This window comes from Acinetobacter tianfuensis, assembly GCF_003611465.1.
Classification (GTDB): Bacteria; Pseudomonadota; Gammaproteobacteria; order Pseudomonadales; family Moraxellaceae; genus Acinetobacter; species Acinetobacter tianfuensis.
Window position 1 is genome coordinate 1 of the sequence record NZ_RAXV01000018.1, and the last position, 15,803, is coordinate 15,803.

A 15,803-nucleotide genomic window follows, 5' to 3' on the forward strand; every position below is an offset into this window, starting at 1 on the left:
CTGTCTGCACCTAACTCCATAGCAATAAGCAGCAATGAAGATGTACATCTTTCAGCAGATGGACAAATCAGTCAAAGCGCAGGTGACAGCATTAACATTAGCAGCCAAAAATCTTTGATTGCCCATGCACAAAGTAAGATCAGTCTATTTGCAGCACAAGAAGGCTTACGTGCGTATGCAGGCAAAGGCAAAGTTGAAATCCAAGCCCAAGGAGATGGGGCGGATCTGATTGCCCGAAAAGGTATTCAAATTATTTCGACGGAAGATACCGTGGAAATTAAAGCCAGTAAGAAAATAGTGCTGACCGCAGGCGGCAGTCAAATCGAAATCAGCAGTGCAGGGGTGCTGCCCACAACGGCTGGAAAGTTTGAGGTAAAGGCGGGGCAGCATATGTTTATTCCTGGTGCTCAGGTCAACATGCAATTGCCGTTTTTTCCGCAAAATGTGTGTTGGGAGTGTTTAGCACGAAGAATGAATCAACGCGGTGCATTTGTGAATAAAGGAGATGGTTTATAAATGTCATATTATATTCACGATGATATTAAAAGAATTTTTTCCACTCAAAATGATCATATTGCAGAAGGATTTTGTATATATGCTCTTGCAGATGCTGCTCAAGATAAGTTCTTTTTAAGCCAATGGGCACATTTGCCCCAGCGTAATCTGCTTACAGAAGCTGCGGGTGAAAAAGCTGCACAAATATCACCGCATTTAATACAGTTAAATAACGAAATAACCAGTTTGGAATGGATTCACATTCAAAAAAGAGTGGTATCTACACCTAAAATGACTTTGATTGTATCGCCTCTAAATTTTGAGGAAATGTATGCGCATTTAAGGCAATTTACCAATGTGAGATTCGATGGCGGTTTAGAAATGTTTTTGGCATTTTGGGACCCTATCATCTTAGCGACCTTGCTTGGACATCAAGCTGATGAGACTTTGTATATCCAAGAACAAGTATTAGATAAGGAACAAAAGCAGATTTTACTAGGGCCAATACACACGTGGTGGTACTGGGATCGGCTAGGTGAAATACAACAGATAATAGGGTTGAACCTCCAATCTTTTCAGCAAAGTTATGATTCACAAAACCCATTGTGTTTCTCTGTGGATCAGGAAGAGAAAATGGTCGAAGCGACATTTCCTGATCATTTAATTTATTACTTAAAATTGAATAATTATTTTTTGGTTGAAAACTTTACCGCTTGGGACTTGTATCAATACGTGATTTCTGAACTTAAACAAGCAAGACGTTTTCACTTGCAAGGAACACGAGATATTTTAAATTTCATTTGTTTAAAATTAGGTTATCAAGAACATTTTGAAATAGATCAGCAGCTACAAAAAGTGCTGTTAAAGGTTAAAGAAAAACAAATCACGATGGATCAAGCCATGGAGATGCTAGAGGATTCCTCCCCAGCTTTGTAATGTGGAAACATATATTTTTAGATTTAAAATATGAACTGAATAAAGAGTATAAAAAATGAGTAAATTAACAAAAATGATGTTATTACCTGTGTCTTTAACCCTAGGCTTAGCTGGGTGTATGGGCATTGGTCCGAATAAAACCTATGTGTTGACTACAACTTCATTTAACTATGCTCCAAATTATCAAGCTTATATGGTTATGATGAATGGAGAAGAAATGGGCGGGGGGTTTGGCGGAGCAACAAAGCGCTCAGGAGTGATACTTGGTCAACAGAATATTACTTGGGGTGAAGGGAATAGTGATAGAAAACATAAAGCGATTAATGTTGTGAATTTAACCAAAGAAGATTTAAAAAATAAACGATATTTAGCAGTGCATTTATATCCTGATGATAGCGTAGAAATTACCACGTCGAATGACTTGCCTGATCCAACGCAAAAAGGCTTAGATTGGATGAAACACTTAAGAGAACAGAATAAGCAATTATTAAATAAAAAGTATAAAAAATGAGTAAATTAACAAAAATGATGTTATTGCCTGTGTCTTTAACCTTAGGCTTGGCTGGGTGTATGGGTATAGGTCCAAATAAAACCTATGTGCTGACCACAACTTCATTCAACTATGATCCAAGCTATCGGCCTTATATGGTTAAAGTGAATGGATATGAGGTGGCTGGCGGATACGGCAGTGCAACAATGCGTTCTGCTGTGATACTCGGTCCACAAATCATCACCTAGGGTGAGGATAACAGTACGCGTAAACATAAAGCGATTAATGTTGTACATTTAAGCAAAGAAGATTTAAAGAATAAACGATATTTAGCGGTGCATTTATACCCAGATGATAGCGTAGAAATTACGACTTCAAATGACCTTACGGATCCGACGAAAAAAGGTATAGATTGGGAAAGTAAATTAAAATAATTATTAGGAATTTCTTGTGTCTTTAATGATCTCAGAAAAAATTAAAAAATAATAATCAAGATGTGTCTAATCAGCCACCTGTAAGCAAGCAAAGCTGTGAAGATGTAGTACATCTGTCGGTCTATTTTGATGGTACAGGTAATAATTTTAAAAATGATGAAACTGATAAAAAATGGGCAAATCCAGCTCGACTTTGGCGTAATGCTGATTTGTATAGTGATTATGCAACTAAATTAAATGGATTGGAAATGCCGTTAAGTCATGCGATTTATATATCAGGGGTTGGTACGCCTTTTAATGGTGAAATCGATCATTTAGAATCATCCGTACGCTGGATGCAAGACAATGACTTAACAGGAGGAAGTACTGGTATTGGTGGAAGTAAAAGACTGCAGTATGGTGCAGAACAGATAAATATGCATTTAAGTAAAGTTCTCAAACAAAAGATTGAAAAATTAGAGGCAGAACTGCAACAGGATGTGATGCAGCGAAAAAATGAAGTGAATACTAAAGTTATCAGCAATTTAAATCAGCATCGATTAATCAAAAAAATCAATCTTTCTGTATTTGGCTTTTCACGCGGTGCAGCTTTGGCACGTGTATTTACCAATGAAATGATTTGGAAAGCTGAAGCAGAAAATTTAGAGCTGAAATATGAAATGGAAGGCTATGCCGAAAAAATACCGCTGGAAGTCAAGTTCTTAGGCTTGTTTGATACGGTGGCTTCTTTTGGCCTGCCGGCAACTAATTTGCCCAATAAACTGACTTTCTCTGGGCGGGATATGGTGGTTGATCCTCGCGTAAAAAATTGTCTGCATTTGATTGCAGGCAATGAGCAGCGTTTTGCCTTCCCGGTAGATCTGGTCCGGAAGGATGGGGTATTGGCCAATCCTAAAAACTGGAAAGAAGTGGTTTACCCCGGCATGCACTCCGATGTCGGCGGCGGTTACGAGCCAAAGTCTCAGCATGTGAGTAATAATTTTGCCCGAATTACATTAAAACATATGACTAATGAAGCTGAATTGAGTGGTGTTAAGATTTTTTCATATGACAAGTTGGAAGAAGTGCAAAATAAGTTGTTTCTTGAGCAATTTAAAATTGAAGCAGAGACGCAAGCCTGTTGGGATGCTTTGCAAAAGGAGGCTGGAGCAAGCACTGGTAAAGTTGAAGATGATATGAAGCGCTATATGCAGATTTACTATAGTGCTTATGGAACATTACATAGACAAAAACAGGCATTGCATGCAGCTGGCAAGTCAGATGCAAATATAGCTCAATCCGTTGCGCAGAAAAATCGTGCTGAAAGCAGACGCTGGTGGGGACCTGCTGATATGGCGACTGAAGTTGAACGAGTGAAAAAGGCTAGAGCGTATACCAGTGCAGACAGTAATCAAGTAACTGGCTTTAAACAATTGTATCGAGTGTTTTACCCGCTGCAAAAGCTTTACGAATTTTATATTGGTATTGATGACTGGGAACTTGAAAGCTTTGAAAAAGAAGCAAAGGAAAACACGATCAAATTTTACTCAAATTATGTTCACGATTCAAAATATGGCTTTATTTATAATGCAGAACCTTTTAGTTATTTTAGGCAACGTACTGTATATGAACCTAAAAGGAGTTGGGTTGGTAAGCGTGTTGATAAGAGATTAGGGCCAGTACGTGAGCAAATTGCTCGTGAAAATGCTGTACCTGATGTTACGAAGCAATTAGAGACTGTACCTGATATGGCATTAAATTAAAGTGCTCTAAATATAAACTAAGTCATTGGTAAAGGAACTCATCGTATTTTTGTATATATTTCTTTTTTATGTGCAGCGCTTAGGAGAAATTCCACTTTTAGCTACTATTAACTTTAGAGGTAATTGCACTATACATCTGAGTTTAGAGCACAAAAAAAGCGCATGATGACATGCGCTTTTTTAATTTACATCAAATTATTTTTCAACGAATGCACGTTCAATCACGTAATCGCCTAGAACGCCCATTTTAGGAGATTCTTTAAGACCGTGTTGGTCTAGAAGCGCAGCAACATCATCTAGGAATGCAGGTGAACCGCAAAGCATTGCACGGTCAGTTTCAGGGTTGAAGCGCGGCAAACCAATTTTTTCAAAAAGCTGGCCAGATTCAATTGCAGTTGTTACGCGGCCTTGAGTGTGGAAGTCTTCACGCGTTACAGTTGGGTAGTAAACCAATTTTTCTTTCGCACCTAATTCGCCAAAGAATTCGTGGTTTGGAATTTCATTTTCGATCAAGTCTTGGTAAGCCAATTCAGAAATGAAACGTGTACCGTGAACCACGATGATTTTTTCAAAACGTTCATAAGTTTCTGGGTCACGAATAACTGAAAGGAATGGAGCAAGGCCAGTACCAGAAGAAAGAAGGTATAAGTTCTTACCTGGGTTTAAGTCGTCTAGAACTAAAGTGCCCGTAGGTTTTTTAGAAACCAAAATTTCGTCGCCGACTTTTACTTGCTGCAAAATAGAAGTTAAAGGACCGTCTGGCACTTTAATCGAGAAAAATTCTAGTTCTTCTTCGTAGTTTGCGCTGGCAATAGAATAAGCACGCATTAAAGGCTTACCATTTACTTCAAGGCCGATCATCACAAATTGACCGTTTTTAAAACGCAGTGCAGTGTCACGAGTCGTTTTAAAAGAGAATAAAGTGTCATTCCAATGGTGGACGTGAGTAATCTTTTCGACGTTAAAAGCAGCCATTAAAGGTCTCAATAAAATTATCAAATTAGAACAGCTTGCTATTCTAATCTAAAATCATTCTCGATAAACTGAATATATTTAATTGAACTTATCAGAAAAAGTGATTATGTTTGGCTTGAATTTACCAATTATTGGTTATATGCATTCTCCTTACCAAGAAAAATTTGGCATACCGCGTCAGCCAAATTTGGTGAAGGTTGAGTCTTATATTGAAATGGTCGGAGACTACAATACTTTATTGGCCTTTGAAGGTATTGAGGCGTTTAGTCATTTATGGCTGATTTGGCAGTTCCATGACAATAAAAACCAAGAGACTCAAAAGTTCCGTCCGCAAGTGCGTCCGCCGCGTTTAGGCGGCAATCAAAAAATAGGGGTGTTTGCTACGCGCAGCATGTACCGTCCAGCGCCTATAGGCTTGTCTGCGGTACAGCTGAAAAAAGTGGAAAAAGTCGGTAAGTCGGTACGTGTATATGTGCAGGGCAGTGATTTACTGAATGGCACGCCTATTTTGGATATTAAACCGTATATTCAATACTCAGACGCTGTGATGGATGCACGAAGCGGTTATGCGCAAGATGAGCCGATACGTAAAAAAGTGATTTGGTCTGATCAGGCGGCAATGCAGCGCGATCAGTTGGTGAAAATTCGCAGTTTAGATGTACAGACTATTTTAGAGCTGCAGGAAGTTTTATCACTTGATCCTCGGCCAGCGTATCAGACAGATGATGAGCGTGAGTACGGCATATTGTTTGGCGGTCTGAATATTAAGTTTAATGCTGCAGATTTGATGATTACGATTTTGCATATTGAATGAAACAGGCACTTTAAAAGCGTCTGTTTCATTGCGTTGGTTTATTTATAATTCGCAAAGTTTTGCTTGATTGCATTGATTGCGACATCGTTATACATTGTGCATGAATTTTGGGCTAATGTTTTCAACTCCAAAAATTGGTTTTTTTCTGCCGCGGTTGGAGCTTGATTCGCCCAAGTATCAAATTCTGTCAGGAAGGATTGAATATCATATTCAACGCCTTTTGGAGCAAGATATGCATCATAGAAACGGTTTTTATATTGAGCGATACCGGACTCAAAATTATTGTTAAGGGTATAGGCAATAGTATCTTTCATGATGTATTTTTTAGCAGCAGGATCTAGGATTAAACTATTCCACAAATTCGCTAAAACGGATTGACTATTGCTGCTAGGAGAATCGTAAAGATCTAGATATTGTTCTGAATTGCTGATTTTCGTAATTTGCAGGCATTTGGAGCCAGAAGGAAATTTAACGGTAGACATCGCGGTTAAAAAGAGCTGAGCTTGATTAGATATATCATCCATGCTGCCCGCGATATTATTTTTTAATACCCAATAGTTATACAGATCAATTTTGGAAGCAAGGCTTGCTCCTTCAAGGTTGATTAGCTGGACGGTCGTTTCAAAATTAAGGCCAGCAGCGTTGATTGATGAATAAGGGCTTAAAGTCCAAATATTATTGTTGATGCTGATGCTGCCTTGAAGCGGGCCATAAGCTGAGTGTGAAGGGCCTTGGTCATACAATCCGTTTGCAGTGACCATAAAGGATGTATCAATGTCTCCAGCAGTGTACAGCTTGCCGTTATCAACGGTTGTTGTTTCGCTGTCAAAAGACAGCTCGGCACTGTAACTGTCAAGGTTAAATGTAAACCATTGCTGAAAAGCAGCAGTTGGAGCTGATGGGTTTTCACTTGAATTGTTATTTGAATTATCGCTGGATGAGCTGCCGCCTCCGCCGCAGGCTGTTAAAGTTAAGAGAATTGCTGTGCTGATTGTGAGTAATTTGATTTTCATAATTTATCTTCTTGGATTTGATTTTTATACTTTTTTTAAAGCAAAGATATTATAAAAACGAATAGATTGGAGCTCAATGGCGAGAGTTGAGTTTCCGATGAGTGATTGTTGAACAAAACATAAAAAGCTGACCTGTAATAAGTATCTGCCTCTGAATATTTGATATAGTGGTGCAATGTTTGGGGAACATACAACAATGACTTTTAATTTTGAAATTGATACTTCATGGTGCTTAGACCAATTAGAAAAAGATGGGCGTATTACAGAGCGTGATAAGTTATTAATACAAACCACGCATCGTCAGCGTGATCAGCTGAAGTGGCATCCATTGCAGTGGATTTCAAATTTTAATCTAAAAGATAAGAGTCATCCGCAATCAACTTTGACGCTTAACCGTCTTTGCCAATGGCTGGCGGAAAAAAGTCAAATGCCTTTTTATGTCATTGATCCGCTTAAAGCCGATGTCGCTGCTTTAACGAATATCATGTCGCAAGAGTTTGCGGTGCGTAACCGTATTTTGGCGGTAGAAATACAAAATGAATGTGTGCTGATTGCATCGGATCAGCCTTTTAAATCTGAATGGATGGCAAACTTAGAGCGGACAGTGCTGCCTAGAAAAATTCAGCGAGTATTGCTCAGCCCAGACCAGCTGCAGCGCTATTTGGTTGAGTATTACCAAGTCAGCCGTGCTGTGAGCAATTCGCAAAAATCCTCCGCTTATGACCGTGACAACAAAGGTGTAGAAGCTTTACTGCAATTGGGGGATACGCAAAACCCTGATGCCAATGATCAGCACATTGTAAAATTAGTAGATTGGGTGCTGCAGTTTGCCTTTGAACAAGGCGCCAGCGATATCCATCTTGAGCCGCGTAAAGAAACCGGCAAGGTACGTTTTCGTATCGATGGTGTATTGCACACCATTTATAATATGCCAGCAAATACTTTAACGGCCGTGATTTCACGGATTAAAATTTTGGGCCGTATGAACGTGGCTGAAAAGCGTAAACCGCAAGACGGACGTTTAAAAACCCGCACACCGAGCGGGCAAGAAACAGAACTGCGTTTATCGACTTTGCCGACAGCATTTGGTGAAAAGCTGGTGATGCGTATTTTTGACCCTGAAGTACTGGTGAGGAGTTTCCAGCAGCTGGGTTTTGAGGGCCGTTTGCAAACGCAGTGGAATGAGCTGACCAGCCACAGTCATGGCATCATTCTAGTTACAGGGCCAACGGGTTCGGGTAAAACCACCACGCTGTATTCGTCTTTAAAACAGCTGGCAACAGAAGAAGTTAACGTCTGTACCATTGAAGATCCGATTGAAATGTTAGAGCCCAGCTTTAACCAAATGCAGGTCAATACGGGCATCGATCTAGGCTTTGCCGATGGTGTGCGCGCATTGATGCGTCAAGATCCTGACATTATCATGGTGGGGGAAATTCGTGACCACGATACCGCGAATATGGCGATTCAAGCTGCTTTAACAGGCCATTTGGTGCTGTCTACGCTGCATACCAATGATGCGCCGTCTAGTTTGACGCGCTTGCATGATTTGGGGGTACAGCCATTTTTAACAGCCGCGACCATTTTAGGTGTATTGGCGCAGCGTTTGGTGCGTAAGCTGTGCCCGCATTGCAAGCAGGAAACCTTTATTAATAATCAAGAGTGGAAGCATCTGACTTTTGACTACAATATTGATATGCCCGATTTTGTTTTTCATGCAGTAGGCTGTGACGAGTGCCGTAATACAGGCTATAAAGGCCGTGTCGGTATTTATGAATTTATGCAGCTGAGCCTTGAGGCTAAACAGCTGGTTGGCGCAAATGCGGACTTGACACAGCTGCGTCATCAGGCGCGTAAAGAAGGTGTAGAGCCTTTACGGATTGCCGGTGCGCGTAAAGTTATAGCCGGTATAACAACATTGGAAGAAGTGCTTCGCGTTGTGCCGCTGAATTAAAAAAACTGAATATTTTAATTCTTAAGATTCGCCTCATCTTCAGCTGTTTTAATAGCCTCATCGAATGAAGCAATTGATTAAGGTGAAGAAAATGAACGTATTGAATAAAACAGTTTTAGCAGCAGTTTTGGCAGGCGCAGCAGTGTATGCAGCCGCAAATACAGCACCGAATCATGCCGCAGCAGTCAATCATCAGGCTATTGCAGCGCCTGCAGCAGTCACAGTGAAACAGGCTTTAAATGCCAAAGATAATACTGCGGTACAATTGAAAGGTTATGTGGTCAAAGCTGTTGGTGATGAAAAATATCAATTCCGTGACAGCACAGGCACGATCAATGTAGAAATTGATGATGAGTTATGGCATGGCAAGGCCGTTTCTGCTAAGACACCTGTCACATTAATTGGTGAAGTAGATGTGGATTACAAACCTGCTAAGCGTGTAGAAATTGATGTAGATCAAGTGAAATACTAAGTTTGGCTGAAAAAAATCAAGAGATAAACCGCATGTTCGCATGCGGTTTTTTTATGGGCGCAGACATGCTAGTGTCAAGCTAAAGCAGACAGGAAAAATATATGCGTATATTGCTGGCAGAAGACGATGTTTCTCAAGCTGAAAGCATTAAGGCTTGGCTGGAAATGGATGGCTACAGCATAGATTGGGTGGCGCGAGGCGATCATGCAATTTTGGCTGTACAGCAGCATCAGTATGACTGTGTGCTTTTAGACCGGGGTTTGCCTAAGGCTGAAGGAGACGACATCTTAAAAGAACTGCGTAAAACGCAGCAGACACCCGTGATTTTTATCACGGCCAAAGACAGTATTCAAGACCGCGTAGAAGGGCTGGATTTAGGCGCAAATGATTATTTGGTCAAGCCGTTCAGCTTGGAAGAGCTTTCTGCCCGAGTAAGAGCGCATTTACGTTTAAAACAGCAAGCCAGCAGCAATATTTTAAAATTTAAAGAGTTGGAACTGGATGTACAGGCGAAGACACTGCATGTACAGCAGCAGCTGGTGAACCTTACAGCCAAAGAGTTTCAAATTTTATATAAACTCATGCAAAACCCAAATCACATTGTCAGCCGTGAAATGCTTGAAGAGTCATTGTATGCATGGGGTGATGAAGTTGAAAGCAATGCTGTTGAGGTATATGTGTATCAGCTGCGTAAAAAAATTGGTGCACATTATATTAAAACAATCCGCGGCTTAGGTTACCGTATGAATGCGGATGCCTCATGAGTCAGACCATTTCCCTGCAGCGCAAGCTGATTAAAACCTCATTATTGAGCTCTGTCGCTGCTGGGCTGTTAGCTTTAGCGCTGCTGCTGGGTTGGATGGTGGTGCAAACCATGCAAGTGCAGGATGAGCTGATGGATGAAGTGGCGGATATGCTGCTGGCGGCAAATATTCATGAGCAGTCCGATAAGCAAGTTGACCAGCTGAGTGAGTCCTTTGACTTGTCTTATCAGTTAAAAAGCGGCGGCCAGCTGCTGGCTCAGTCTGAACATGATGATCAGCATGTGGCGCAATATTTTATCCAATTGCAGTCTAAAGACAGCGGTTATAGTTTTCTGTGGCAAAACGGTCATTTATGGCGGGCTTATGTGCAGCATGAAGCAGATGAAAATATGCAGGTTTATGTATTGCAGCCAGTGTCTGAACGTTTTGAGGTTATTTTAAATAGCTTATTGAGCTATTCAGGCATTTTGCTGCTGCTGTGGTTTTTGCAATGGGGCTTTTTACACATTTTAATTAAACGTGAATTTAAAGTGATTCATCAGTTCAGTCAAAAGATTGCACAAAAACATGCAGCAGACTTGTCGCCAATTCGCGCGGAAGCAACTGAAATGTCAGAACTGCAGCCGATTCGTTTACAGCTGAATTCTTTAATGCAGCGTCTGGATCAGGCCTTAACAGCAGAACAGCGTTTTACTGCGGATGCCTCACATGAGCTGCGTTCTCCGCTATCTGCTATACAGCTGAGGCTTCAGGTTTTAAAGCGAAAATACAGCGGCCATCCGCAGCTGGCGCAGGAAATGAACAGTATTCAGCAAGATGTGACACGCGGTACAAAAGTGCTGGAAAATTTGCTTTTGCTGGCGCGGCTAGATCCTTCTAATGCTGCTGAGCTGCCAAAGGAAATGGTCGATATTCAGGCTCTTAGTTTAAAGCTGAGAAACGAATACGCATCTCAGGCAGAAGAGAAGAACATTTCTTTTGAATGTGATATTGCCGCTGGCCAGCTGTTTGCAAATAAGGAGCTGATTCAGATCTGCTTGCGTAACTTAATTGACAATGCTTTACGCTATACAGAAGCGCAAGGAAAGATTGTGATTCGCAGCTGGGCAGAGCAGCAGCAGGTTATTTGGCAAATTGAAAATACTGGGCAGGGTTTGACTGATGAAGTGATTGAACGCTTAGGAGAGCGTTTCTACCGAGTATTGGGGACACAAGTCAGAGGTAATGGCTTGGGGCTTTCGATATGTAAAAAGATTGTTCAGCTGCACCTCGGCACACTGCTTTTTGCTCAATCTGAATTAGGCGGATTAAAAGTGACAATAAAAATTTAGAGTACTTTGAATGCTGAAAGTGGCGCAATAAAAAAGCAGCATGCGCTGATTCATGCTGCTTGTTTCCACGTTTATTATTATGAGTTTATTCTATTTATTTGGTCAAAATCAGGCGGTTGTTGCGTGTTAGGCGTAAACGGTATTCTTCACCTGCATGCATGATGCGGATTTCACGTCCTAAGGCGAATAAGTTGTTAGAATGCAGCATTGGCAGTGCATGATGAGTTTCATTAGAACGTGTAAAAAGACTGAAAGGCGCGTTCATTGTTATAAGCTCCGTGGTGTATATCGAATAAATTAAATGATAATCATTATCGAATAGGCATGTCAACGGCAAATGATAATAATTTATAAAATACTCAAAGATGGTTACACTGAATTAACTTCAAGTCACAGGAAATGACTTTTTATGTCGAAACCTAATCTGCATATTTCTATCGGCCTTCTTTTTCATCAGGCTAAAGTTTTGGTGGGCTGGCGTGAAGAAAATCAGCATCAAGGCAATAAGTATGAGTTTCCAGGCGGAAAAGTAGAGGATGGCGAAACACCTGAGCAAGCCTGCCGCCGTGAAGTGCATGAGGAAGTCGGTATTTTGCTGGATCAATGGTATCCATTCGATTTTATCCGCCATGAATATGATGATGTGATCGTAAATTTGCATTTATTTCATGCCGCTGTACCTGAACAGCTGCTAGAAAAAATTCAGCTGCCTTGGCGGTGGTACAGCCGTCCTGAGTTGCTTGATTTAAATTTTCCAAAAGCAAATAAAGCAATGGTGAAACGTCTGTATTGGCATCCGCAAATTAAAATCAGTGCAGATTTAGCCATGGTGCAGCAGCTTTCAGATGCTCAGCTCATGTATTGGCGCACAGATGCAGGGCAGCAAAGCCATATGGCGCTGTCAGAAATCAATGTGGAGCAGCTGCCGCTGCTGATTATCAATGTTGAATTATGGAAACAGCTGAATACAATTCAGCAGCAAAATATTGGCGCAGTACATTTAAAGCAAGAGCAGCTTTTGCAGATGAATTGTAATGATTTACAAGTGGGGCAGCGTTATATTGCGGCTTGCCATGATGAACAGAGTGTACGTCATGCTGCGAAAATTGGCTGTGATGCCGTTCTGCTTAGCCCTGTTTTAACTACAGCTACACATCCTGATGCTGAGGCTCTAGGCTGGAAAAAGTTCGCACAGATTGCTCAGCAAGTTGACATTCCCGTATTTGCCTTGGGCGGCATGCAGCCAGATATGATGCTCGAAGCAAAAGAGCATTATGCTTATGGCTTGGCAGGAATAAGTTTTTTATAAAGATCGGGAGAACTGAAAGGGCTAGTTTATAGCCTTTTCAATTCTGTTAATGCTTGATTAATTGTGCTGTTTTTCTTTTGCTGTTGACCTGCTTTTAAGATGGTCTGCCACAGCTGTTTTTTCATCGCGCTGCTTTGCGCATAGCTGACACCGCGTTTTGCTAATGCTTCAGCATTTGCTGGCTGGTTTTTTCGATTTGCAATCATAGCTAAATATAAATAGGTCTCAGCAGATTGCGGTGCAAGGCGCTGTGCTTGAGTGGCAGCGCTTTCTGCTTCATTCAGTTTGCCGCTGGCGTAAGCTGCTTGAGTCTGCTGCATCAGTTTCTGAAAAGCAGGCAGGCTTCTGCCATCGTCCAGCTTTTGTACGGACTTTTTTTGCTCTGGGACTATAATGGCTTTACGGCCAATCTCAGGTACATCATAAGGGTGAATAACCACACCTTCAGGTGTGGTTTCAACTTTATTGGTTTGTTTGGGTTTTTCTGCTGGCTGCTCAGGTGCAGGCAGGCTTTGGCAGCCTGCCAGTGCTGCTAAGATCAGGCCAAGCAGCGTTTTGTTCGGGTGAAATGTCTGTGTCTTTCTCAAAATGAACCTGCTTTAGTTGCTGTAGGAACCGCTTGAAATGATACGGGACTGATTTGATAAATCTTGATCCATTTCATTTTCGCTTTCACGGATATAACTGTCATTTGAATTCATATCATTCTGCGGTTCAGGCAACTGCGTATTTTCCGTATCGTTTGTGTTCATTTCTGATTCATATTGTGAAGCTGCGCAAAGCGATGCGCGGGTCGGCATGACATTGCGGTTCAGCGGAATATACATTGCGCCGCTGCAGCCTGAAGCGGATAAATAGCCTGTTGAGCTGTCAATCCACTGCCATGTCACGCTGTCAGGCTGACGTAAATTGACTGGCTTTTGACGAAGCTGTTTCATGACGCTGGTCCATACAGGCAATGCGCCAGAAGAGCCTGTCAGGCCTGTGGCTTTGTTGTCATCCAAGCCGAGCCAAACAACGGTTAAATAATTGCCCGAATAGCCTGCAAACCATGAATCACGCGTGTCATTGGTCGTGCCGGATTTACCAGCTAAAGCTAGGTCTAGCGGCAGCGAGCTGTAAGCAGAACGGCCTGTGCCTGTACGCATGACTTGCTGCAGGCCATGGTTGAGCACATAAGCATCGGCGGGGTCAATGGTTGGCTGTACAGACAGGCTGTAGCGGTCAAGCAAGCGGCCATTGGCATCTACAACTGCGCGAATAGATTTCACAGGATATTTGAAGCCGCCTGTTGCAAAGTTGCCGTACAGTGTGCTGATCTCCATTGGCGACATATCCACGGCGCCTAAATAAATAGACGGATAATTTGGAATATTTGAAGTAACACCAAATTTTTTCAGATGGTTAATGAAGGTTGACATGCCGAACTCTTGGCCTAAACGTACAGCAGACAGGTTATAAGAGTTGGCCAGCGCTGTGATCATAGGCACTGCGCCATGCTCGCCGCCGCTATAGTTTTTAGGAGTCCAATTTTTTCCGTCGCTGAATACACTGATTTGGCTGTCTTCAATACTGCTTGCCCATGTATAGCGGTTAGATTCAAGCGCACTGAGATAAATTACGGGTTTGAGCAATGAACCGACTTGACGTTTGGCATCTAGGGCACGGTTAAAGCCAGTAAATTCTTGTGTAGAGCCGACAGCTGCTGCTAATTCACCATTTTCAGGGTGGGTCACAAGCACAGCGCCTTGTAAATCTTTTAGGCGTGCTGGATTGCGTTTGCTTAAGTTTGCAATAGATTCTTTAAAGGTTTTTTGTGTACGGGTTTGAGCAATCGGGTCAAGTGCAGTAAAAATACGCAAGCCTTGGTTGGTCAAATCGCTTTCTTGGTATTCGGTACGCAGCTGACGGCGCACAATATCTAAGTAATCAGGAAAACGTGCAGGGCCGAGTGTCGGTTTTGCAATGACGTTTAATGGACGTGCTGTTTCAGTGTCATATTGTTCTTGGCTCAGATAGCCCATGACCAGCATGTTTTTCAATACGATGTCACGGCGTTTTTTAGCGCCTTCAGGATTGCGCCAAGGGTTGAATAATGAGGGGCCTTGAACTAAGCCAACCAAATATGCTTGCTGTGCAATATTCAGCTCACGTAAAGGCAGGCCAAAATAAAACTGTGAAGCAAGGCCATAGCCATTAATAGAATAATTGCCGTTTTGACCTAGGTTTACTTCATTTAAATAGGCTTCCAGAATTTCATCTTTGCTGTAATGCAATTCAATTAACAGCGCCATCAGGGCTTCATTGGCTTTACGCTTAATGGTTCTTTCAGGGCTTAAATAGAAGTTTTTAACCAGCTGCTGCGTCAGTGTTGAACCGCCTTGGCGCTTGCCGCCAGTGACATTGCTGACAATAGCGCGCGCAGTACCGCGTACAGAAAGGCCATGATGATTATAGAAGTTGCGGTCTTCTGTTGCGATCAAAGCATTAATCAGCGGTTTTGGCACATTTTTCAGTTTGATCAGCACGCGGTCTTCGTTATGCTGCGGGTAAATGCCGCCAATCAGCATTGGTTCTAAACGCGCAATACCGCTAGAAGACGGTTTGGTTGCACTGACATCGCTGATGTTATTTTCATTAAATGAAATTTTAAGGACTTGCTCAGGTTCAACGCTTTCGCCAAAGTCAAAACCGCGGGTATGCACATACATTTCATTGCCTGAAGTGACATAGCTGCCTGTTTTTGCATAGCTTTCAGAGCTTTTATAACCCAGCAGCTTCAGCTCTTCGCTAAAATCCTGCTGACTGACTGGCGCATTGGCATAGATTTCTAAAGGACGAGCAAAGACTTTCGCCGGAATATCCCAGCGCTGACCTTCAAACTTTGCGCGTACGACATTGTCTAATTTAATTAAGTAGACGCTGAGCGCTACAAATATAGAAATGATGATGACGCAAAATATAAATGCAATTATGCCTATGCCGCGTTCAGACTTCATAAAACATGATAAGACCCTGATAAATTGTGCTAATCATGCGAAGCTTTTAAGTAATTTGCAATATTTAAACTGTAT

15 protein-coding genes and 1 pseudogene are annotated in these 15,803 nt (G+C 41.8%); 11 read left to right on the forward strand and 5 right to left on the reverse strand.

Annotation, left to right across the window (positions count from 1 at the left end):
* The 5 genes and pseudogenes from D7V32_RS09165 to D7V32_RS09185 form a co-directional block, all read left to right on the forward strand.
* The coding region (locus D7V32_RS09165; protein WP_147394215.1) for a DUF2345 domain-containing protein at positions 1 to 516 on the forward strand (516 nt) is incomplete at its 5' end.
* On the forward strand, positions 517 to 1,431 hold the full coding sequence (locus D7V32_RS09170; protein ID WP_120402586.1) for a DUF4123 domain-containing protein: 915 nt from the start codon (positions 517 to 519) through the stop codon (positions 1,429 to 1,431).
* Between the two features lie 55 nt (positions 1,432 to 1,486).
* The gene (locus tag D7V32_RS09175) at positions 1,487 to 1,942 is read left to right on the forward strand and encodes a hypothetical protein (RefSeq protein ID WP_120402587.1); all 456 of its coding nucleotides are present in this window, start codon (positions 1,487 to 1,489) and stop codon (positions 1,940 to 1,942) included.
* Positions 1,939 to 2,355: pseudogene (locus tag D7V32_RS09180) on the forward strand (hypothetical protein). Before D7V32_RS09175 ends, D7V32_RS09180 begins: the two are co-directional and overlap by 4 nt.
* Before the next feature lie 62 nt (positions 2,356 to 2,417).
* Entirely contained in the window at positions 2,418 to 4,097 is a 1,680-nt protein-coding gene (locus D7V32_RS09185; protein ID WP_120402588.1) for a T6SS phospholipase effector Tle1-like catalytic domain-containing protein, read from the forward strand.
* Between the two features lie 195 nt (positions 4,098 to 4,292).
* On the opposite strand, the gene D7V32_RS09190 is transcribed toward D7V32_RS09185, so the two are convergent.
* A complete protein-coding gene (locus D7V32_RS09190) occupies positions 4,293 to 5,072 on the reverse strand; it encodes a ferredoxin--NADP reductase (RefSeq protein WP_120402589.1) in 780 nt (259 codons plus the stop codon).
* 106 nt (positions 5,073 to 5,178) lie between these two features.
* Between D7V32_RS09190 and tsaA the strand changes: the two genes are divergently transcribed.
* Positions 5,179 to 5,886, forward strand: coding sequence for a tRNA (N6-threonylcarbamoyladenosine(37)-N6)-methyltransferase TrmO (tsaA, locus tag D7V32_RS09195; protein ID WP_120402590.1), 708 nt, complete (start codon positions 5,179 to 5,181; stop codon positions 5,884 to 5,886).
* Positions 5,887 to 5,924: 38 nt separating this feature from the next.
* Here the strand turns inward: tsaA and D7V32_RS09200 are convergent, their stop codons facing one another.
* Entirely contained in the window at positions 5,925 to 6,899 is a 975-nt protein-coding gene (locus D7V32_RS09200; RefSeq protein ID WP_120402591.1) for a hypothetical protein, read from the reverse strand.
* A gap of 196 nt (positions 6,900 to 7,095) precedes the next feature.
* Here D7V32_RS09200 and D7V32_RS09205 point away from each other — a divergent pair, with 196 nt between their 5' ends.
* From D7V32_RS09205 to D7V32_RS09220, 4 genes are all read left to right on the forward strand, one after another.
* Positions 7,096 to 8,853, forward strand: a complete 1,758-nt coding sequence (locus D7V32_RS09205) for a GspE/PulE family protein (protein WP_120402592.1) — start codon at positions 7,096 to 7,098, stop codon at positions 8,851 to 8,853.
* A gap of 91 nt (positions 8,854 to 8,944) precedes the next feature.
* Positions 8,945 to 9,325 (forward strand): NirD/YgiW/YdeI family stress tolerance protein, encoded by a 381-nt coding sequence (locus D7V32_RS09210; protein ID WP_120402652.1) that lies wholly within the window; start codon positions 8,945 to 8,947, stop codon positions 9,323 to 9,325.
* A gap of 101 nt (positions 9,326 to 9,426) precedes the next feature.
* Entirely contained in the window at positions 9,427 to 10,089 is a 663-nt protein-coding gene (locus D7V32_RS09215; protein WP_120402593.1) for a response regulator transcription factor, read from the forward strand.
* The gene (locus D7V32_RS09220) at positions 10,086 to 11,420 is read left to right on the forward strand and encodes a sensor histidine kinase (RefSeq protein ID WP_120402594.1); all 1,335 of its coding nucleotides are present in this window, start codon (positions 10,086 to 10,088) and stop codon (positions 11,418 to 11,420) included. The genes D7V32_RS09215 and D7V32_RS09220 overlap by 4 nt, the downstream gene beginning before the upstream one ends.
* 94 nt (positions 11,421 to 11,514) lie before the next feature.
* On the opposite strand, the gene hemP is transcribed toward D7V32_RS09220, so the two are convergent.
* Positions 11,515 to 11,685: a hemin uptake protein HemP gene (gene hemP, locus D7V32_RS09225; protein ID WP_117007763.1), complete on the reverse strand. Its 171-nt coding sequence runs from the start codon at positions 11,683 to 11,685 to the stop codon at positions 11,515 to 11,517.
* Positions 11,686 to 11,829: 144 nt separating this feature from the next.
* On the opposite strand from hemP, the gene D7V32_RS09230 reads away from it, so the two are divergent.
* Positions 11,830 to 12,729 (forward strand): NUDIX domain-containing protein, encoded by a 900-nt coding sequence (locus D7V32_RS09230; RefSeq protein ID WP_120402595.1) that lies wholly within the window; start codon positions 11,830 to 11,832, stop codon positions 12,727 to 12,729.
* 26 nt (positions 12,730 to 12,755) lie between these two features.
* On the opposite strand, the gene D7V32_RS09235 is transcribed toward D7V32_RS09230, so the two are convergent.
* Positions 12,756 to 13,316: a tetratricopeptide repeat protein gene (locus tag D7V32_RS09235; protein WP_120402596.1), complete on the reverse strand. Its 561-nt coding sequence runs from the start codon at positions 13,314 to 13,316 to the stop codon at positions 12,756 to 12,758.
* Positions 13,317 to 13,328: 12 nt separating this feature from the next.
* Complete coding sequence (mrcB, locus tag D7V32_RS09240; RefSeq protein ID WP_120402597.1) at positions 13,329 to 15,728, reverse strand: penicillin-binding protein 1B; 2,400 nt, start codon at positions 15,726 to 15,728, stop codon at positions 13,329 to 13,331.
* Positions 15,729 to 15,803 lie beyond the last annotated feature (75 nt).